Raw genomic sequence first — 17,604 nt, 5'->3', positions numbered from 1 at the left:
GCCCCTTATACATAGCTTTTGTATATTGAACCCTCAAAAGTGCCAACCTAAGGAAAACAACGCAGGGTGTGAGGATATGAGTCGAAACATAACAGCATTATTGGTGATATCGATCACTTTACTGCTGACCCAGGGATGCGGGTCCCCTGGAGAGGGCGGTGACTTTGAAGGAGCAGGTAACTATCCGATCTATGCAGACCAGACAATTCCCCAGGATGGAACGGACCGGCTTCCCACAATCGTAGCAGAGGCGGAGGCTGCAATTGAAAAACCTCTGAAAGCGTTAAAGAGGAATGAAGAAGGGTATACCGTGTTTAGAGACTTTTCAACTCGCGAGGAGCTTGTTTCCTACCTTACAAGGTTTATGACAGATGAAACGGCAGATGCGGCGGCATCGGAAATGATTGACGAGGAAAAAAGCCGGAGAGGAAATTGTCTTGCAGCAAGGCCGGGATATGGAGGACCCAATATTCTCCACGCTGATCCAATGAGTATAAAAGCCGTATCCAGAACAGAAAAAGAAACGATTCTTCAGATGGATTATCAGTACGAAGGCCGGGCCGGTAAAATGACCTATGCCCTATCCCATCCTGATCGTAATGGCGATGTGAAAATAGCAGGGAAGAAACTGGAGTACAATCAGGAATAAAACGGAAATGAACCCGGCGGAATTATGCTGAATTCTTAGGAAAAATGAATATTACCCTAAAGTTTCCGGGGCGTGAAACCGATATAAATAAAGAGTTTGCGCCCCTCCTTAAAGTGTCGTATCATAACAATACGTTATGAAAACATGAAAGCCATAATTTGGTAAATGATGTAAGGAGGACTATAAATGAATATTACAATCTACGATGTGGCAAGAGAAGCCGGTGTTTCCATGGCCACCGTTTCACGGGTGGTCAACGGAAATCCGAATGTTAAGCCCACAACAAGAAAGCGCGTTCTCGAGGCAATCGAACGTCTTGGATATCGCCCAAATGCGGTGGCAAGGGGGCTTGCAAGCAAGAAGACAACAACAGTGGGGGTCATCATTCCGGATATCTCCAGCATCTTCTTTGCCGAACTTGCCCGGGGTATTGAAGACATTGCCACAATGTACAAATACAACATCATTCTCTGTAACTCAGACCAGAACAAGGAAAAGGAAATACATCTGATCAACACTCTTCTTGAAAAGCAGGTCGACGGACTGATTTTCATGGGTGGGGAAATTACAGAGGATCACGTTCAGCAGTTTAAACAGTCACCGGTTCCTGTTGTGCTTTCGGCTACCATCGATGAAGATAAAGCTCTGCCAAGCGTGAACATTGACTATGAAACAGCCTCGTATGATGCTGTTAAAGCTTTTATTGATGAAGGCCACACGAAGATTGCCATGCTTTCCGGTACACTTGAGGATCCGATTAACGGCTACCAGAAATATGCCGGTTATAAAAAAGCCCTTGAAGATGCGGGGATGAGAGTAAACGAAGACTATGTGGTTATTGGTGACTACACCTACGACTCCGGGCTGGAAGCCATGGATACGCTGACTTCATTGAAGGACAAGCCAACTGCTGTTTTCGCAGCTACAGATGAAATGGCGCTTGGTGTCATTCACGGCGCCCAGGACAAAGGATTTACTGTACCGGATGATTTTGAAGTAATCGGTTTTGACAATACCCGTCTTGCATCAATGGTGCGGCCAACACTCACTTCTGTCGTACAGCCGATGTACGATATCGGCGCGGTTTCCATGCGCCTGCTTACAAAGTATATGAATAAAGAAGAAGTAACGGATGACGTTGTGCTTCTTCCACACCGGATCGAATACCGTCAATCAACAAAAGCCTCGGAGTAAATCAACCGTCGTAACCACCAGGAAACAGGGGGCTGTTTTCCTGGTGATTTACGGCCGGTTCGTTCACTATTGTAAACAGCTTCAGAGGCGGAAGGAGAAATCAGGATGAAGAAGCTTGACCTGCTGACACCGATCGGCATATTTGTCGGGATGACGATGATTTTTCTCGCTGTATTTGCCAATGCAGGTGCCGGCAACTTTCATTTTTTTGTGCAGTGGACATCAATTGTGATCGTCCTTGGCGGTCTTTCTGCTGCGATCTTCATCAATTTTACATCCAGAGACCTTAAGCTTTTGCCCGCTGTTCTGAAGGAAGCTTTCCATTCACGGCATTATGACCTGCGTGAACTTGTGGAGATATTCAAGGATCTATCCCAGAAAGCACGGAGGGAAGGGCTGCTTTCCCTTGAAAAAGATGTGGAGGAAACAGGCGACCCTTTTATTGAAAAGGGAATTCTGCTTGCAATAGATGGTCACGAAGAAAAGACAATCAAGGAAATCATGATGGCAGAGGTTGTGGCTATGGAAGACCGACATCAGAAAAGCCGGTCCATTATTGAAAAAGCCGGGGAATACGCCCCCGCATGGGGGATGATCGGGACGCTTGTAGGACTTGTTCTCATGCTGCAGAGCCTTAATGACCCGGCCACTCTCGGTCCGAATATGGCCATAGCACTGCTGACAACTTTGTATGGTACGCTCCTGGCAAACCTCGTGTTTATCCCGATGGCAAATAAACTTGCGGGAAATACGGAAGAAGAAGTATTTGTAAAACAGATCATAATCGAGGGAGTAATCGGTGTCCAGTCCGGTCAGAACCCGAAAATTATTGAAGAAAAACTCGGTGCCTTCGTGCCTGCCGGGAGGAAAAAAGAAACCGAAGAGGCTGTAGAGGAAAGGGAAGCCGTCTATGATCAGGCGTAGAAAACAGGGGAATGATAAAGGGGCACCAAAATGGATGGTGACTTTCTCCGATCTGATGACGCTGATTCTCGTCTTTTTTATTCTCCTTTTCTCCATGAGTATTGTGGATACTCAGAAATTCCAGGCGCTTGCCGAATCTTTTCAGGAGCGGTCGATGTTTGATGGCTTTCCTTCACTGATTCCACTTGAACATCCCGCTGAAGACAGGGAAGTGAATACGGATTTTCGTGAGATTGAACGCAATCCCCTTGAAGACGTTTTTGCGGCTCCTGATACAGAGGAAGAAGAGGATATTGAGGAACTTGACCAGCTTCTAATTGAAGTTCGTGAATATCTGGAGGAGAATAATCTTACAGAATACATATCAGCAACGCGGGACGAAAGTGGCGTCGTCCTGGTTCTTCAGGAACAGATGCTTTTCGATTCAGCTGAAGCGGAAATCCTTTCTGCAGGGGAGCCTTTTCTGCAGAAAGTGGGAATGATGCTTGAGGATATTCCTAACATAGTGAAGGTGGAAGGACATACAGACAGCAGACCGATCCGTACAGACCGTTTCCCGTCCAACTGGGAGCTTTCAGGTGCCAGAGCATCCAGCGTAATCCGGTTTCTTATAGACGAAAGTGGGCTGACTCCCGAAAGATTTATTGCAGTAGGGCATGGAGACACACAGCCTGTTGCACCAAATACAACAGAAGAAAACCTGAGGCAGAACAGAAGAGTGGTCATTGTGATTTCAGATCCTGAATACGATGAGTAACTGCTGCAGGAATCGATTATTTCCGGGGAAATTCCATCCCCGGTTTCTTTTTTTCTCGACACTTTCTTTCACCAGAGCTACAATAAGTGAAGGTCAGCAGACTCGAAAGAGGAGTCGCGCTGGGGAAGTGGGCGGGAGGCGCTAAGCGGATTTGTGTCCCCCCCCTTACACAGGATAAAACATATGCAGAAACAACAGTTGAGGTGAGGAAAATGAGAACAGCTATTATAGGTGCAATGGAAGAGGAAATTCGCCATTTCCTTTCGCTTGGAGAATCGTTTGAGGAACATCAGAAAGCACATCTTACGTTATATACAGGAACGCTGCACGGAACCGATGTGGTTATTACAAGGTGTGGCGTGGGCAAAGTGAACGCAGCTGTAACAACGCAAATTCTGATTGACGTTTTCAATGCTGAAAGAATTATTTTTACCGGAGTGGCCGGTGCTCTTGAACCGTCATTGGAAATCGGGGATTTGGTTGTGTCAGAGGCCTGCCGTCAGCATGATCTGGATGCAAGCCCTCTCGGATTTGCAAAAGGAGAGGTTCCGATGTTTGATGGGCCTTCTTTGTTCCGGGCCGATGAGAATCTTGTTCGCATCGCAGCTGAAACAGCAGAACAGGTAAGTGGTGTGCAGGTTATGCGCGGAATCATCCTGAGTGGGGATCAGTTTGTTGCAGACCGTGACAGAGTAGCTGAGCTCCGCAGTGAATTTGATGGGGTTTGTGTGGAAATGGAGGGAGCTGCTGTGGCTCACGCAGCGATGGTAAATAAAGTGCCATTTGTAATTCTGAGATCCATTTCCGATAAAGCCAATGGACAGGCACCGGAAAACTTTAATGGCTTTGTTGAAAAAACAGCTGCACGTTCTGCACAGATTGTGGAGCACATGCTGAACAGACTTTCATAAATACGAAGAGGCTGGGACATAAGGAAAGTGTTTAGATTAGAATCCGAACAAAAAGCTGATATGCGGCGAATATTTCAGGAGCGATTTACCTGCACCGCATATTGGCTGTTCGGATTTTCGTCTGTAAAAATACTTCTGTCCCAGCCCCTTTTTCAGATATGAACATTTTTGTGCTGACGGTAAATCGGCTCGAGACATTTCTGGACTGTCCGTTCGTTCTTCTTTTCAATCTCCGGTTTGCGTGGTATTGCAGGGTAAATATCCGGATCATCAACCCATCTTTTCGGCAGGTTATGGTCCGTGAGTGGAGACCACTCTTTCAGCCAGGAAGAGGGGATCAGGTTGTCACCTGCAAGCTCTGTCTGCCCTGTCATTTCCAGCCAGATCAGGGCCCAGGCTCTTGGGACAACCCGCCATATGTCATACCCGCCCCCGCCGACAGCGAGCCATTTTCCCCCACAGTACTGGTGAGCGATCCTATGTGCAATTCTCGGGATCTCGTGATAGATTCTCATCGTTGAACACAGGTGGGTAAGAGGGTCGTAATAGTGGGAGTCTGCCCCGTTCTGCGTGATAATGACGTCCGGCTTGAAGTAGGCGGCCACTTCCTCTGCTGTTTTTTCATAGGCCTTTATCCAGGATTCATCCTCTGTAAAAGCTTCAAGGGGAACGTTAAATGAAAAGCCGTAGCCTTCGCCGTGGCCTCTTTCGTTTACGTTACCGGTGCCGGGAAACAGATAGCGCCCGGTTTCGTGAAGAGAAAGCGTGCAGACGTCGGGATCATCATAAAAGGCCCACTGAACGCCGTCACCATGATGAGCGTCCGTATCGATGTAGAGAACGCGTGCACCGTATTTTTTCCGCATGTACTCAATGGCGATGGAACTGTCATTATAAATACAGAAGCCCGAGGCTTTACCTCTGAATCCATGGTGGAGGCCGCCTCCAAGATTCAGGGCATGGCTGTATCCTTTTTCAAAGATTGCCTCTACGGCAGTAAGCGTCCCCCCGGTCAGCCAGGCGGCCGCTTCATGCATCTGAGGGAAAACAGGCGTATCCTCGGTTCCAATTCCATATGTAGCAGCGTAGGAAGCTCTGTTCCTCCCCTGACTCGCTTCTTTTACAGCTTCTACATAATCTTTGGTGTGTATATAAAGCAGTTCTTCATCTGTTGCCATTCTTGGTGCAGTCATTTCCTCTTCAGAGAGAGCGCCGAGACGAATAAGAAGGTCATTTGTGACTTTAAGACGTTCCTGATTAAAAGGGTGGTGCTCGTTAAAACGGTAATTCAGCTGTTCGGGAGAATATATAAAGGCTGCATCCCTTTTCATATGGACATCCCCGGTGTCTGCTCCGGCCAGAGAACAGTAAATTCATGAGCTTCCATTCTTTCAACAAGCTTTCTGGTGTCCATCGTTTCTACTCTGAATACGAGAGTCTTCTTCTCTGGATTTTTTGCGGGGTAAACAAGGACACTCTGAATGTTAACGCCCTGCTCACTGATTAGACTGGCAGCTCTTGTCAGCATCCCCGATATATTAGGCACCTGAACTTCAAGCCGGGAAGTGGGGAGATCTGCTCCGGTCAGGCGGACAAGTGTTTTGAGGAGGTCTGAATCGGTAATGATCCCGACCAGCCGATCTTCTCTTTCTATAGGCAGGCAGCTGAACTGGTTTTCCACCATTACTGTTGCGGCATCCTCAACAAAATCGGTTGGAAGTGCGGTAATGACATCGCGCTTCATTATTGAGGATACTTCCTTTTCGGCGAACGAAGATTCGCTGGGGTTAAATACGGAAGGGCTGGCATCACGCAAATCACGGTCGGAGACGATGCCGATTATTGTCATCTCCTCGTCTGTTACAGGGAGATGGCGGATTTTATGGTCTTCCATTAGTTTAAAAGCCCGGTCAAGCCTGTCGGCGGGCTTGACGGAAACGACATCGGTTTTCATGATATCTTCAAGCATCATTGTGAATTCCTCCATTTCAGGCATATTCCTGTCCCTCAGTTAAAGCATGTACTTATGTTTAAATCGCACCCGGTTGAATTCAAGGACCGAATCATGGCCTGCACGGCTTCCAATTCTGGCCATCAGTGTGTTTGCAGGATGGGAGCAGATTTCAGGATCATCCGTTGCATAGGGTTCGAGCCCCCCGGCACTCATCACTTTCTCCATTACATCCCGGTACTGCCAGATAGACAGGCCGGTTCCGCGAAGATCCCAGTGCCAGTAATACTCTGTTGTAAGAATAATGTAGTCTTCCATGGCATCATCCATCATCGAAACTTTCAGAATGTTTTTTCCAAGGCTGAATCCTCGGTACTCTGAGGAAATCTCTATAGCACCAAGCTCAAGAAGATTATCCAGTTCTGCTTCAGACCAGCGTTCCATAGGATCCGGATAAAGGAATGTAGCATACCCCACAATTTTATCTCCATCCCGTGCAACAATAATCCGGCTTTCAGGAAACTCTATTACTTTCATTAATGCTTCTTTCTGTTTTTCCGGCGGCCGGAAAGCGACAAGACCTTCGTCCATTCTGAAACTTTCCAGTGCTTCTTTTTTTATGGGGCCTTCTACAAGGATGCTCTTACTGCCCCTGTTGACCTCAAGTGAGTGATACGTTTTTTTATGCTTCACGATCTCCCGCCCTCCACTAAAAAATCAGTTCCTGACAGTGCTCGTCATATGATCTGTACTCTGTTTTTTCCACAAAATACGGCGAACTAACCGTGTTTGTAAAAAACTGCAGCACTCTCACTATATCACAGAAGGGAAAAACCTGGCCCGATTGACGGAAAATTCACATTATTGTAATGACTTCATGCATTGAAAAAAAGCCCGGAAGATCTGCACTGTTTCATGCAGTCTTCCGGGCACCGGCTGTTGGTGGAATTGGAATTTAACAGGCGGAGGAGGCTGGAGGATCAGTCCTCATCTTCTTCGCTGTCATTATCATCATCATTGTCCTCATCTGAATCACCATCGGACTCGTCTTCATCCTCCTCCTCGTCAGGTTCTTCCTCCTCCTCATCCTCTTCATCATCGTCCCGGTTACCGTCCCCGTTGCCGTTACCGTTACCATTGCCGTTACCGTTACCATTACCGTTACCGTTGCCGTTACCGTTGCCATTGCCATTGCCGTTATCGTTACCATTGCCGTTACCGTTACCGTTGCCATTGCCGTTATCGTTACCATTGCCGTTATCGTTGTCATTGCCATTACCGTTGTCCTCGTCGTCACTGCTTCCATCGTCACTTCCGCCTGAACCGCTGTCGTCTCCATCATCGGAGTCGTCATCGTCTTCAGAGGAGCCTCCGCTTCCGGCTCTTACAGGACTGCTCTGATCGGATTCCCGGCCTGCGGAATCAACTGCAGAGACTCTGTAATATCCGGATGCACCGGAGTAGGAGAAGTCTTCATCGGAACGGATGCTCTCCACATGGCTGTAGCTTCCGTCTTCAGAAGAGGAGCGGTAAATTCTGTAACCTACGATGTCATCATCAGAGTGATCACTCCACGTTACACTGTTCCCGGATGTGGAAACACCCGTCATTGTGCCAGGAGTGCGTCCGTTGTCCGGTGCTTCGCGATCAGGGACAATTTCATCCCATTCGTCCGGAAGGTAATCCGTGATGTCGATCTCATCCTCGTCATCATCTTCGTATCCTTCAAAGTCAAAGTAATCTTCTCTGACAGAGACACCATGACGTGTAAACTCGGATGGTGTTGAATCAAGTGCTTTGTAATTGCGGCCGCTGATAGTAACATAGGCGGTTCTGCCCAGGCTTTCATCACGATCGCTCGGAACCATCTCCGTATTCAGGAGATCATTTGTTACAAGTCCGGCGTCTCTGCACAGATCCGTCGGAAGGAGACCTGAAATACCGCAGATTTCCTGACGGACAATCCCGCTTGGCTGATCAAAGGAAGCGGACTCGTCCACGATCTCAGGTTCAATTTCATAGACAGCGTTCATTAGGCGTGCCCAAAGCGTCTGTACCCGCTGTGAATATCCCGGGCCGGATTCAAGTTCGTCTTCCGGAAATCCGACAAACTCCCGATAACCGAACCAGACTCCCATTGAGAAGGAAGGGTTTGAACCGACGTACCAGGCATCATGATATTCATCCGATGTACCTGTTTTACCTGCCAGATCAGTAGAGAAGTCCAGCATGTCCGGAAGGCGCGATGCTGTACCACCGGAGACCATGACGTCTCTCAGCATGTCGAGCACAAGATAGGAAGTCTGCTCGGTGTAGACGTCTCTTTCCTCAGGTTCATGCTCATATATTGTATCCCCATCAGTCGTTTCAATCCGATCAATGAGATATGCGTCTGTATATTTACCCTTTCTTGCAAACGTAGCATAGGCGTTCGTGGTATTTTCCACTGAGATGTTCTGATACCCGAGTGGGAATGTTGAGTGAAGCGTTGTATCTTCACTGATCAGATTATTTTCCACAATATACGGTTTTACCACTTCATTATAATCTACATTGTGAAACTCCCGGACGGCAGGGACGTTCAGAGACCGCTGAAGAGCCTCCCTGACTGTAAGAAGTCCTCTGTAGGGATTGTCCGGATTGAAGTTCGTAATAGGGTGGGGATCCTGGTTACCTACCCGTATTACATATGGTGCATCAAGGGATAAATATCCAGGCTGCAGGTAGCCTTCCTCCATAAGTGCACCGTAGGTAAAGGATTTCATTGTTGAACCTACCCGGGCGGTTCCCTGAGAAGAAAGGTTATAGTTCTGCTCCGGATCACGTCCGCCCACATAACTGATAATTCTTCCTGTTTCGTTATCGATGAGGGTGGCACCGGTTTCCTGCATGGACATATAGTTTTCGCCGTCCTCCACATCGATTTCCTGATCACCGTAAAAATACTCAAATTCTTCTACAATGTCCTGGTGCGCATCATAAATCTCTTTATGAAGCGTTGTATGAATTTCAAGTCCACCGTTCCTGAACTTTCGTTCCGCACGCTCACGGTATTCAATATGGGTGGCTTCACGTTCTTCGGGATCCACAATATCAGAGATAACTACGTCATCTTCTTCAAGCATCTGGTTATACAAAATGCTGACGACTCTGCGTTGCACATCATCACTTACGTGAGGATACTCCATATAACTGTCAGGCTGCGTTTCAGCAAAACTGCCAATCAGGTCAAATGCCAGAGCCTCCTGGTGTTCTTCGGCTGTAATGTAGCCGTGGCGTTCCATCCGCTCAAGCACTGTACGCATCCGTCTCATGCCCGGATGATCCTCGTCAAAATTTTCCTTCATTTCCCCACTTCCGAGGAATGGGGTGTAACCATAAGGACTCTGCGGAAGCCCGGCAATGAAGGCGGACTGAGGTACATTCAGTTCATCTGCTTCAACACCGAAGATTCCCTGGGCGGCTGCCTGGGCACCTGCAATGCCGCGGCCGTTTGTGTTACGGCCGAATGTAACAACATTCAGGTAAGCTTCAAGAATTTCATCTTTTTCAAGAAACTGTTCCAGTCTCATGGCAAGAAGGATCTCCGTTGCCTTGCGGTCAAAAGAGACTTCGCTTGAGAGAATCTGGTTTTTGATGAGCTGCTGAGTGAGTGTACTTCCTCCCGTCTGAACATTGGAATTTGCGAATTCCTGGTATGTAGCACGCAGGAGAGCCTTAGGCACGATTCCATCGTGCTCATAGAAATACTCATCTTCTGTAGCAATTACCGCGTCTATGAGGTTCTGTGAGATATCCTCAAGTTCAACCGGATGACGTTCGAGGTCGGCACGGACCTCCCCGAGCTCCACGCCATCGGCAAAATAGATCGTCGATGTCTGCTCGTAATCATATACGTCTTCCCTCATCTCATCGTAGGACCTCACCGGCTCGTCCTTAACAAGAGAGGCGAAATACCCGGCACCGGCTGCACCTGCAAATGCGACACCCATCAGCCCGAGTACGGCAAAAATTAAAAATAAATTCCAGACAACCTGGGATGTAATCCGGAAGCCTTTGAAAACCGATTGGGTTTCCCTGCGCCGGAAAAGGTCCCGGAATGAAAATTTATGATCTGACATTAGACAAACCCCCTATTATATCCTCCACATTATAGCATATTCCGCCCTTTTTTTGATAGAAAGCCGGAACGTGCCGTAACTGCCATTTGACAGTGTCGGGCATATTGTGGTAAAAAGTGATTATTCCTTATAACTAATGAAGCGCTGACGGGAAAGCAGTAGCAGATAACTCCCTGTATTTCAGAGAGCCGGTGGCTGGTGAAAACCGGAACAAAGTTATCGAGCGAATTACATCCCCGAGCTGCCGGTTATTCCGGCGGAGAACGGACCGTTATCCGTGAGTGGAAAATGAATGGTCATTTTCAACGAGGGTGGTACCGCGAGTAAACTCGTCCCTTATGAGGGAGGAGTCTTTTTTGTGTGCGCTCAGGAGGCATTATGTATGTAAGTACGGGCCACTGCACCTTTGTGACTATACCCCCTCGTATCCATCGTTAATCCCATTTATTTTACAAATTCAAATAAAGAGGTGTATGGTATGACATTAATTAATGATCTTAAATTCAGAGGCCTTTTGAATCAGGCAACTGATGAACCCGGGCTCACCGAGCTTCTTGAAAATGAAAGAATTTCTCTTTACTGCGGGTTCGACCCGACGGGAGACAGTCTGCATATCGGCCACCTGATTACAGTGATCACGCTTCGGCGGTTTCAGCTTGCCGGCCACCGTCCCCTGCCCCTTGTAGGAGGAGCTACAGGACTAATCGGCGATCCGAGTGGAAAGAATGCAGAACGTTCCCTTAACGAGCAGAGTGTTGTGGAAGGCTTCAGTGAAAAAATTAAAAGCCAGCTCCAGCGTTTCCTTGATTTTGATGGGGAAAACGGAGCGAAACTGCAAAACAACTACGACTGGATCAGCGGAATGACTGTAATCGATTTCCTGAGAGACGTTGGGAAAAACTTCGGTCTAAACTATATGCTGGCAAAAGACTCTGTTGAATCCAGGATCCAGTCCGGTATTTCCTTTACGGAGTTCAGCTACATGATTCTGCAATCCTACGATTTCTACCATCTTTACAAGGAAGAAAACTGCAAGCTGCAGATCGGCGGGAGTGACCAGTGGGGGAACATCACGGCCGGACTCGAGTTTATCCGTAAAATGTACGGCCAGGAAGAAGACGAAAAAGCAAAAGCGTTCGGTTTTACCATCCCTCTTGTTACGAAAGCGGACGGCTCAAAGTTCGGTAAAACCGAGGGCGGAGCGATCTGGCTTGATCCGGAAAAAACCTCCCCTTACGAGTTTTATCAGTTTCTGTTAAATACTGACGACAGTGATGTAATTAAGTTTCTGAAGTACTTCACCTTTTTATCGCAGGACGAAATTGCTGAGCTGGAGAAGGAAGTGGCTGAACGCCCTCATGAGCGTGCCGCACAGAAACGCCTTGCAGAAGAGCTGACAGCTTTTGTCCATGACGAAGAGGCTGTTCGCCAGGCGCAGAACATTTCGGCTGCTTTATTTGGCGGGGGAGACCTTAAGGCGCTCACGGCCACGGAAATTAAGCAGGGCTTTAAAGACGTACCTTCGTTCTCCATTGAAGAAGGGAAAGGTCTGATTGATGTTCTTGTTGAGGGGGGCGTGTCACCTTCAAAACGTCAGGCCCGGGAGGATATTAAAAACGGGGCAGTGTACATTAACGGTGAACGGTGCCGGGAGATGGATAAGACAATGGGCGCAGACGATAAAATCGACGGCCAGTTTACCATCATCCGCCGCGGTAAAAAGAAAAACTTCCTCGTCCGTTACGAAGGATAGGGATAAAAGAAAGCCGGTCCGCAGCTGTGCGGGCCGGCTTCTGTATGATTTTCCGGAATACCGGAGTAAATACATATGCTTACATTCCGTTCAGGCAGGCGAAATAAAAAAACAGACCCTGCAAAAAACAGGATCTGTTCTTTCCGAAAGCTTATTAACGGGAGTAGAACTCAACGATAAGCTGTTCGTTAATTTCTGCCGGAAGCTCGGAACGCTCTGGAAGACGAGTGTACGTTGCTTCAAGGTTGTCTGTGTTAGCGTCGACGAAAGCCGGTACGAAGTCGTTTACGTCAAGTGCTTCCTTAACAACTGTAAGGTTGCGGGACTTTTCGCGAACACTGATTGTCTGACCAGGCTTCACGCGGTAGGACGGGATGTCCACGCGGCCGCCGTCTACAGTGATGTGACCGTGGTTTACAAGCTGACGGGCCTGACGGCGCGTGCGAGCAAGACCTGCGCGGTACACAATGTTGTCAAGACGGGACTCAAGAAGGATCATGAAGTTCTCACCGTGGATCCCTTTCATGTTTCCTGCTTCGTCGAACATGCGGCGGAATTGACGCTCGTTCATGCCGTAAAGGTGACGAAGTTTCTGCTTCTCCTGAAGCTGAAGTCCGTATTCACTCATTTTCTTGCGCTGGTTGGGACCGTGTTCACCAGGTCCGTAAGGGCGCTTTTGAAGCTCTTTTCCAGTGCCGCTCAGAGAAATTCCAAGACGACGGGAAAGCTTCCAGGATGGTCCAGTATATCGAGCCATTGATAGCTCCTCCTTCGTAAATCAAAAGATTTGTGAAAAAGAACAGTAAGTGGTAATCCCGGGACACAGTCATTTTATTTTCATGCACCATCGCCTCGACAGCTGGAGGTTACGCGATGCACCTCGTAGTACGGGAATAAAATGAAGCTGTATAACGTTTACCGTTGGCTGTCTTTATTGCACAAAGAACAGTGTATAATGGGGGAGTGGAAAAGTCAAGTTTTCGTTTCGATTTCTGCTTCCGGCGTTCACAACAGGGGTTTTCGCTCTACTTACAGAAACAGGGCTTTTTTCAGGACAAATATGCGGGCAGTTCGGCGGAATGGAAAAAGCTGCCCCGGAATTAGGAGCAGCCTTCCTGTTATACTCAGAGATTTTCAACCAGTGTATCCACAAATCTTCTTAACTGTTTTTCATCTTCTTCGGAAAAACGGCTTTTTACAGGGCTGTCGATATCGAGCAGGCCGAGCAGTTCACCGTCTTTAACCAGAGGCAGAACGATCTCGGATTGTGAGGCAGCATCACAGGCGATGTGACCGGGAAATGCGTGAACGTCATCGACGCGGATGACTTCCTGATTTTCAGCCGACGTCCCGCACACGCCGCGTCCTTTTTTGATCCGCACACACGCGGGAAGTCCCTGAAAAGGACCGAGCACGAGCTCTTCGTCTTTCCATAGATAAAAACCGACCCAGTTTACTTCCGTTAAAAACTGATTTAAAAGTGCTGAAGCGTTGCTGAGATTGGCAACGAGATCGTCTTCCTCGTAAAGAAGCCCCTTAAGCTGGGTGAGAAGTGTATCGTATTGTTTGGATAATGTTCCTTGATATGCAGTTGATTGAAACAATGCAGAGCCCTCCATCCGTTGAAATTCTGTAAATTATACCATAAAAAAATAATAGGCAGTAAAAGATCGGCTTACGGAAAATGCAGGAATTTTGTCTTTAATGTTCGAATTACGTTATAAATGAGATAGTGAGACAAAACAGGACGAACGAATCATGAAGTTGAGCACCGGGAAAGAGGACAAGCCGTTTTTTACGGGGAGAGGAAGGATTGACATGCGATCAAGAAAAGCCTCCAAGGAAAAGGTAATGAAGGCTGCCATTGATTTATTTAATGTACAGGGCTACTCAGGCACTTCGGTCAGGGATATTGCTGCAAAGGCGGATGCAAATGTAGCGCTGATTTCCTATTACTACGGAAGCAAACAGGGGCTGCTCGAACATTTAATGACCGATTTTCTCGAAGGCTACGTTGGAGCCATCGAGCGCCATACAAACGAGCTCGAGGAGACAGGAGCAGGTGCAGCGCTTCTGGGAGCAATCTGGGATGTGCTTGCGTATCAGCAGCGGCGCCATCATCTGGCCAGATTTGCGCACCGTGAAATCACGCTGGATACAACGCTTGTTAGAGAGCTTATGACGACTTATCTCACAAAGGAAAAGTCACTGTATAAGAGGATTGTCCGTGCCGGATTTGAGAAAGGCGAGTTCCGGCACCCACCTAATGATTACTGGATCCTCCAGCTAAGAGGTATGCTGATACTTCCATTTCTTCACCCACAGTACATCCGGGAAGTTTACCATCTGATGCCGCACGAAAACCATTTCCTCACAAAATATTACGAGGAACTCACAGGCTGGCTTTCCCAGCTTTACAAAGGGGAAATTCCGAAAGGTCTCCTGCGGCATTAGAAATTCAGCCCGGGATTGCCGCAGTGAAGACAGCAGGCTGTCGGTAATCTATCAGCAGGTCAGTCAGGAACGACGGGTGAAACCCGGCCGTGAAGAAAAACAGCGCCCGTTCCGAGCTGCGAGGGAGCGTGGGCATCTGAACCATAGACAAGGGGGATGCCAAGCTTTTCTGCCGCGTCGAGTGCTTCCGGATACGGGTAGGTCTCCCCGCAGAGAGGTTTAATCAGTCCCGCCCCATTGACGTCGATAGCCAGATTATGTGCTTTTATTTCTTTATAAAGTGCCGTGATTTTCGGGAGCACGGGAAAAGAGACAGGGAAACGCCTGTGAAACTTCCTCACGAGGCTCGGATGTCCAATACGCCTCGGCTTGTACGTGCCCAATGAAGCTTTCACCGAGTCTGTGAGCGTTTTAAAATACTGATCGTATACAGCTTCGAGGGAACCAAGTTCCGTTACGAGTTCTCCGAAAGATTCAGGGGAATAGTCCAGACAGGTGTACTTTCCTCCGGCTTTCAGAAAATGAACGCTCAGGATACTGTCATCAAGGTATGGACCGGTTTCATTAAGGAATCTGTGGGTTTCCTCCTCAAAACCCTCAATGAAATCCACTTCGAGGCCAATTCTGATGGGTATGTCTTTTTTGTATTCTTTTTTCAGTGTCCGCAATTCGTCCAGGTAGGCGCTCAGCTTACCTTGTTCCATCGCACTGTCCTTTGCGGGCACGGGATCATTGAAGCCCTCCGGCAGAGGGGCGTGTTCGGCAAAAGTTAATCCTTTATAGCCCAGTTTCAGTGCCTGTTCCACATAGGCGCGGAGCGGGTGATTTGAGCCGTGGGGACAATAGGGTGTGTGGACATGCCCGTCATACATAGTCGAGACCTCCCGGGAAAATGATAGTATTTTGTCGTAATTCAGAAAAAAAGGAGAAAGTGCGAAAAAAATCCAGTAAAACCGCTCAAATATATATTTTTCCATGATATTATAAGGTAGACAATACCTATGATCAAATAGGATTCGTCCACAGATGTGAATTAAATTGCCTGTAAAACGCACAATAGGCCTTTTGCCACCGGTGCATTCGACAGAAATAAGAGTGATTTGACAAAAATCATACTTTCCCAATACATACATACCCGAGTGACAGAGGAGGCTTCCCATGGATGTAATATTATACAGTCTGGCAGCGCTGATTGTAATTGTCATCGTTACAGGTGCTGTAATGAGAAAACGATTCTATAAAGAAGTTGACAGGCTGGAGCAGTGGAAGATGGAGATTATGAATGAGCCTGTTACGGATGAAATCGCTAAGATTAAAGGTCTCACCATGTCAGGTGAAACAGAGCAGCGGTTTGAAAACTGGCGTTCGGAATGGGATCACATTCTGACAAAACAGCTTCCGGATGCGGAGGAAAGGCTTTTTGATATTGAAGAGGCAGCCAACCGCTACCGCTTTAAAAAAGCACGGAAACTGATTTCCGAAGTTGAAGTGACTCTCAGGGCCGTGGAAGAGCACATGAAAAATATGGTCACGGAAATTAATGAGCTGGTTGAAAGCGAGGAGCACAACCGCGAGGAAATTGCCGAAGTTCAGAATTACTACGATGAGACTAAAAAGAAGTTATGGATGAAGCGCAGTGCCCTCGGCCAGGCCGGTGTAAAGCTGGATCAGATGATAAGAGATGTTCACGATTCCTTTGATCAGTTTGAGGAACAGACTCTGGAAGGGAATTACCTGCAGGCCAGACAGACACTCGAGCAGCTGAAGATTGCCCTTCAGGAAATCAACATTCTCGTGGAAGAAGTTCCGAAATATCTGGTGCTGATCGATAAAGGATTTCCGAAGCAGATTGCAGAGCTCGAGCAGGGCCTGAAGGAGATGGCTGAGAAGGGGTATCCTCTGGAGCATTTCTCCTTTTACAGCAAAATCACCGAAATGAAAGTTACACTCACCGAACTTGCTGAAGCCATTGATCGGGTGGAACTTGAAAAAGTGAAAGAGCCTGTTTCGGAGCTTGAGATGGAGCTTGAGGATATCTATGAAAAACTGGAGTACGAAGCACTTTCCAAACAGGTTGTTACCCAGCAGATCCATGAAATCCGTGCACGGGTGGATATAATGCCCGATCTTTACCGTCAGCTGATTGAAGAGACTGAAGACGTGAAAAGCACCTATAAACTTACTGAACAGGATTATAAGCAGCAGTACCAGCTTGAAAAAACGGTCCGCGACCTGACACAGCAGTTTCTTATTATTGAAGATTACTATGAGAACCAGAAGCAGACGTTCACAGCACTCCGGGAGATGATTAGAGAGTACTTTGCAAAGCTTGAAAAAGGCGAGGCTGAAATGAAGCAGGCTAAAGAAGTGCTTGAGGATATGCGCTCAGATGAGAGGAAGGCCGAAGAAACACTGGGTGAGCTGAAACAGCAGCTCATTAACACGCAGAAAAAACTGAAGCGCAGTAATATTCCGGGTCTGCCGCGGCAGGTCCTGAATGAGATGGATAAAGCAGAGGAAGCATTTGTGCAGGCTGCCGGTAAACTTGACGAAGTCCCGCTTTCCGTTGACGACATCACAGCTCAGGTTGACCGGGCACACGAACATGTCATGAACGTAACCGGTACGATCGATCATGTTATTGAAACGGCCACCCTTGCGGAAAAGATGATTCAGTACGGAAACCGCTACCGCAGACAGAGTGATACGCTCAACCTTCAGCTTCTTCAGGCCGAAGATGCGTTTCGCAATTATCAATATGAAGATGCCCTTGAAATGAGTGTGGAGGCATTACATCCGGTCGACCCTAAAGCACTTGAAAAAGTGCAGAACGAAAATGAAAAAACGCTGCAGCCGATGGTATAAACTATCGGCTGTTTTTGCTCTTCCG

15 protein-coding genes and 1 other annotated feature are annotated in these 17,604 nt (G+C 47.7%); of the genes, 8 read left to right on the top strand and 7 right to left on the bottom strand.

All coding sequences use genetic code 11. The features are described 5' to 3' along the window. Positions 1 to 76: 76 nt before the first annotated feature. The 5 genes from FGB90_RS12045 (at position 77) to FGB90_RS12025 (ending at position 4,435) form a co-directional block, all read left to right on the top strand. Complete coding sequence (locus tag FGB90_RS12045) at positions 77 to 649, top strand: hypothetical protein (protein WP_138811085.1); 573 nt, start codon at positions 77 to 79, stop codon at positions 647 to 649. 186 nt (positions 650 to 835) lie between these two features. Next, positions 836 to 1,843: a catabolite control protein A gene (ccpA, locus tag FGB90_RS12040; RefSeq protein WP_138811084.1), complete on the top strand. Its 1,008-nt coding sequence runs from the start codon at positions 836 to 838 to the stop codon at positions 1,841 to 1,843. A gap of 105 nt (positions 1,844 to 1,948) precedes the next feature. Continuing rightward, a complete protein-coding gene (motP, locus tag FGB90_RS12035; protein WP_138811083.1) occupies positions 1,949 to 2,767 on the top strand; it encodes a flagellar motor protein MotP in 819 nt (272 codons plus the stop codon). Beyond that, positions 2,754 to 3,524 (top strand): flagellar motor protein MotS, encoded by a 771-nt coding sequence (motS, locus tag FGB90_RS12030; RefSeq protein WP_138811082.1) that lies wholly within the window; start codon positions 2,754 to 2,756, stop codon positions 3,522 to 3,524. The genes motP and motS overlap by 14 nt, the downstream gene beginning before the upstream one ends. Positions 3,525 to 3,736: 212 nt before the next feature. Further along, on the top strand, positions 3,737 to 4,435 hold the full coding sequence (locus FGB90_RS12025) for a 5'-methylthioadenosine/adenosylhomocysteine nucleosidase (RefSeq protein WP_138811081.1): 699 nt from the start codon (positions 3,737 to 3,739) through the stop codon (positions 4,433 to 4,435). Between the two features lie 152 nt (positions 4,436 to 4,587). On the opposite strand, the gene FGB90_RS12020 is transcribed toward FGB90_RS12025, so the two are convergent. The 4 genes from FGB90_RS12020 to FGB90_RS12005 form a co-directional block, all read right to left on the bottom strand. Then, complete coding sequence (locus tag FGB90_RS12020) at positions 4,588 to 5,766, bottom strand: acetoin utilization protein AcuC (protein ID WP_138811080.1); 1,179 nt, start codon at positions 5,764 to 5,766, stop codon at positions 4,588 to 4,590. Continuing rightward, a complete protein-coding gene (locus FGB90_RS12015; protein WP_138811079.1) occupies positions 5,763 to 6,407 on the bottom strand; it encodes an acetoin utilization AcuB family protein in 645 nt (214 codons plus the stop codon). Before FGB90_RS12015 ends, FGB90_RS12020 begins: the two co-directional genes overlap by 4 nt. Before the next feature lie 39 nt (positions 6,408 to 6,446). Then, a complete protein-coding gene (locus tag FGB90_RS12010) occupies positions 6,447 to 7,079 on the bottom strand; it encodes a GNAT family N-acetyltransferase (protein WP_138811078.1) in 633 nt (210 codons plus the stop codon). 287 nt (positions 7,080 to 7,366) lie between these two features. Continuing rightward, entirely contained in the window at positions 7,367 to 10,507 is a 3,141-nt protein-coding gene (locus tag FGB90_RS12005) for a transglycosylase domain-containing protein (RefSeq protein ID WP_138811077.1), read from the bottom strand. Between the two features lie 135 nt (positions 10,508 to 10,642). Further along, positions 10,643 to 10,847: a binding site (T-box leader), on the top strand. A gap of 138 nt (positions 10,848 to 10,985) precedes the next feature. Between FGB90_RS12005 and tyrS the strand changes: the two genes are divergently transcribed. Then, complete coding sequence (gene tyrS / locus FGB90_RS12000) at positions 10,986 to 12,260, top strand: tyrosine--tRNA ligase (protein WP_138811076.1); 1,275 nt, start codon at positions 10,986 to 10,988, stop codon at positions 12,258 to 12,260. A gap of 154 nt (positions 12,261 to 12,414) precedes the next feature. On the opposite strand, the gene rpsD is transcribed toward tyrS, so the two are convergent. Both rpsD and FGB90_RS11990 read right to left on the bottom strand, forming a co-directional pair. Then, on the bottom strand, positions 12,415 to 13,017 hold the full coding sequence (gene rpsD, locus FGB90_RS11995; protein WP_138811075.1) for a 30S ribosomal protein S4: 603 nt from the start codon (positions 13,015 to 13,017) through the stop codon (positions 12,415 to 12,417). A gap of 367 nt (positions 13,018 to 13,384) precedes the next feature. Next, the gene (locus tag FGB90_RS11990; RefSeq protein ID WP_246056160.1) at positions 13,385 to 13,864 is read right to left on the bottom strand and encodes a GAF domain-containing protein; all 480 of its coding nucleotides are present in this window, start codon (positions 13,862 to 13,864) and stop codon (positions 13,385 to 13,387) included. A 154-nt stretch (positions 13,865 to 14,018) separates the two neighbouring features. On the opposite strand from FGB90_RS11990, the gene refZ reads away from it, so the two are divergent. After that, positions 14,019 to 14,714, top strand: coding sequence for a forespore capture DNA-binding protein RefZ (refZ, locus tag FGB90_RS11985; protein ID WP_246056159.1), 696 nt, complete (start codon positions 14,019 to 14,021; stop codon positions 14,712 to 14,714). Positions 14,715 to 14,773: 59 nt separating this feature from the next. On the opposite strand, the gene hisJ is transcribed toward refZ, so the two are convergent. Next, positions 14,774 to 15,586, bottom strand: coding sequence for a histidinol-phosphatase HisJ (hisJ, locus tag FGB90_RS11980; RefSeq protein ID WP_138811073.1), 813 nt, complete (start codon positions 15,584 to 15,586; stop codon positions 14,774 to 14,776). Between the two features lie 286 nt (positions 15,587 to 15,872). On the opposite strand from hisJ, the gene ezrA reads away from it, so the two are divergent. Then, complete coding sequence (ezrA, locus tag FGB90_RS11975; protein ID WP_138811072.1) at positions 15,873 to 17,579, top strand: septation ring formation regulator EzrA; 1,707 nt, start codon at positions 15,873 to 15,875, stop codon at positions 17,577 to 17,579. The last annotated feature ends 25 nt before the right edge of the window (positions 17,580 to 17,604 follow it).

Origin of the sequence: Alteribacter natronophilus (assembly GCF_006007885.1) — a bacterium.
Lineage (GTDB): Bacteria > Bacillota > Bacilli > Bacillales > Salisediminibacteriaceae > Alteribacter > Alteribacter natronophilus.
Note: the sequence above shows the minus strand (reverse complement) of the source record. Positions and strands in the feature narration are given on the sequence as shown.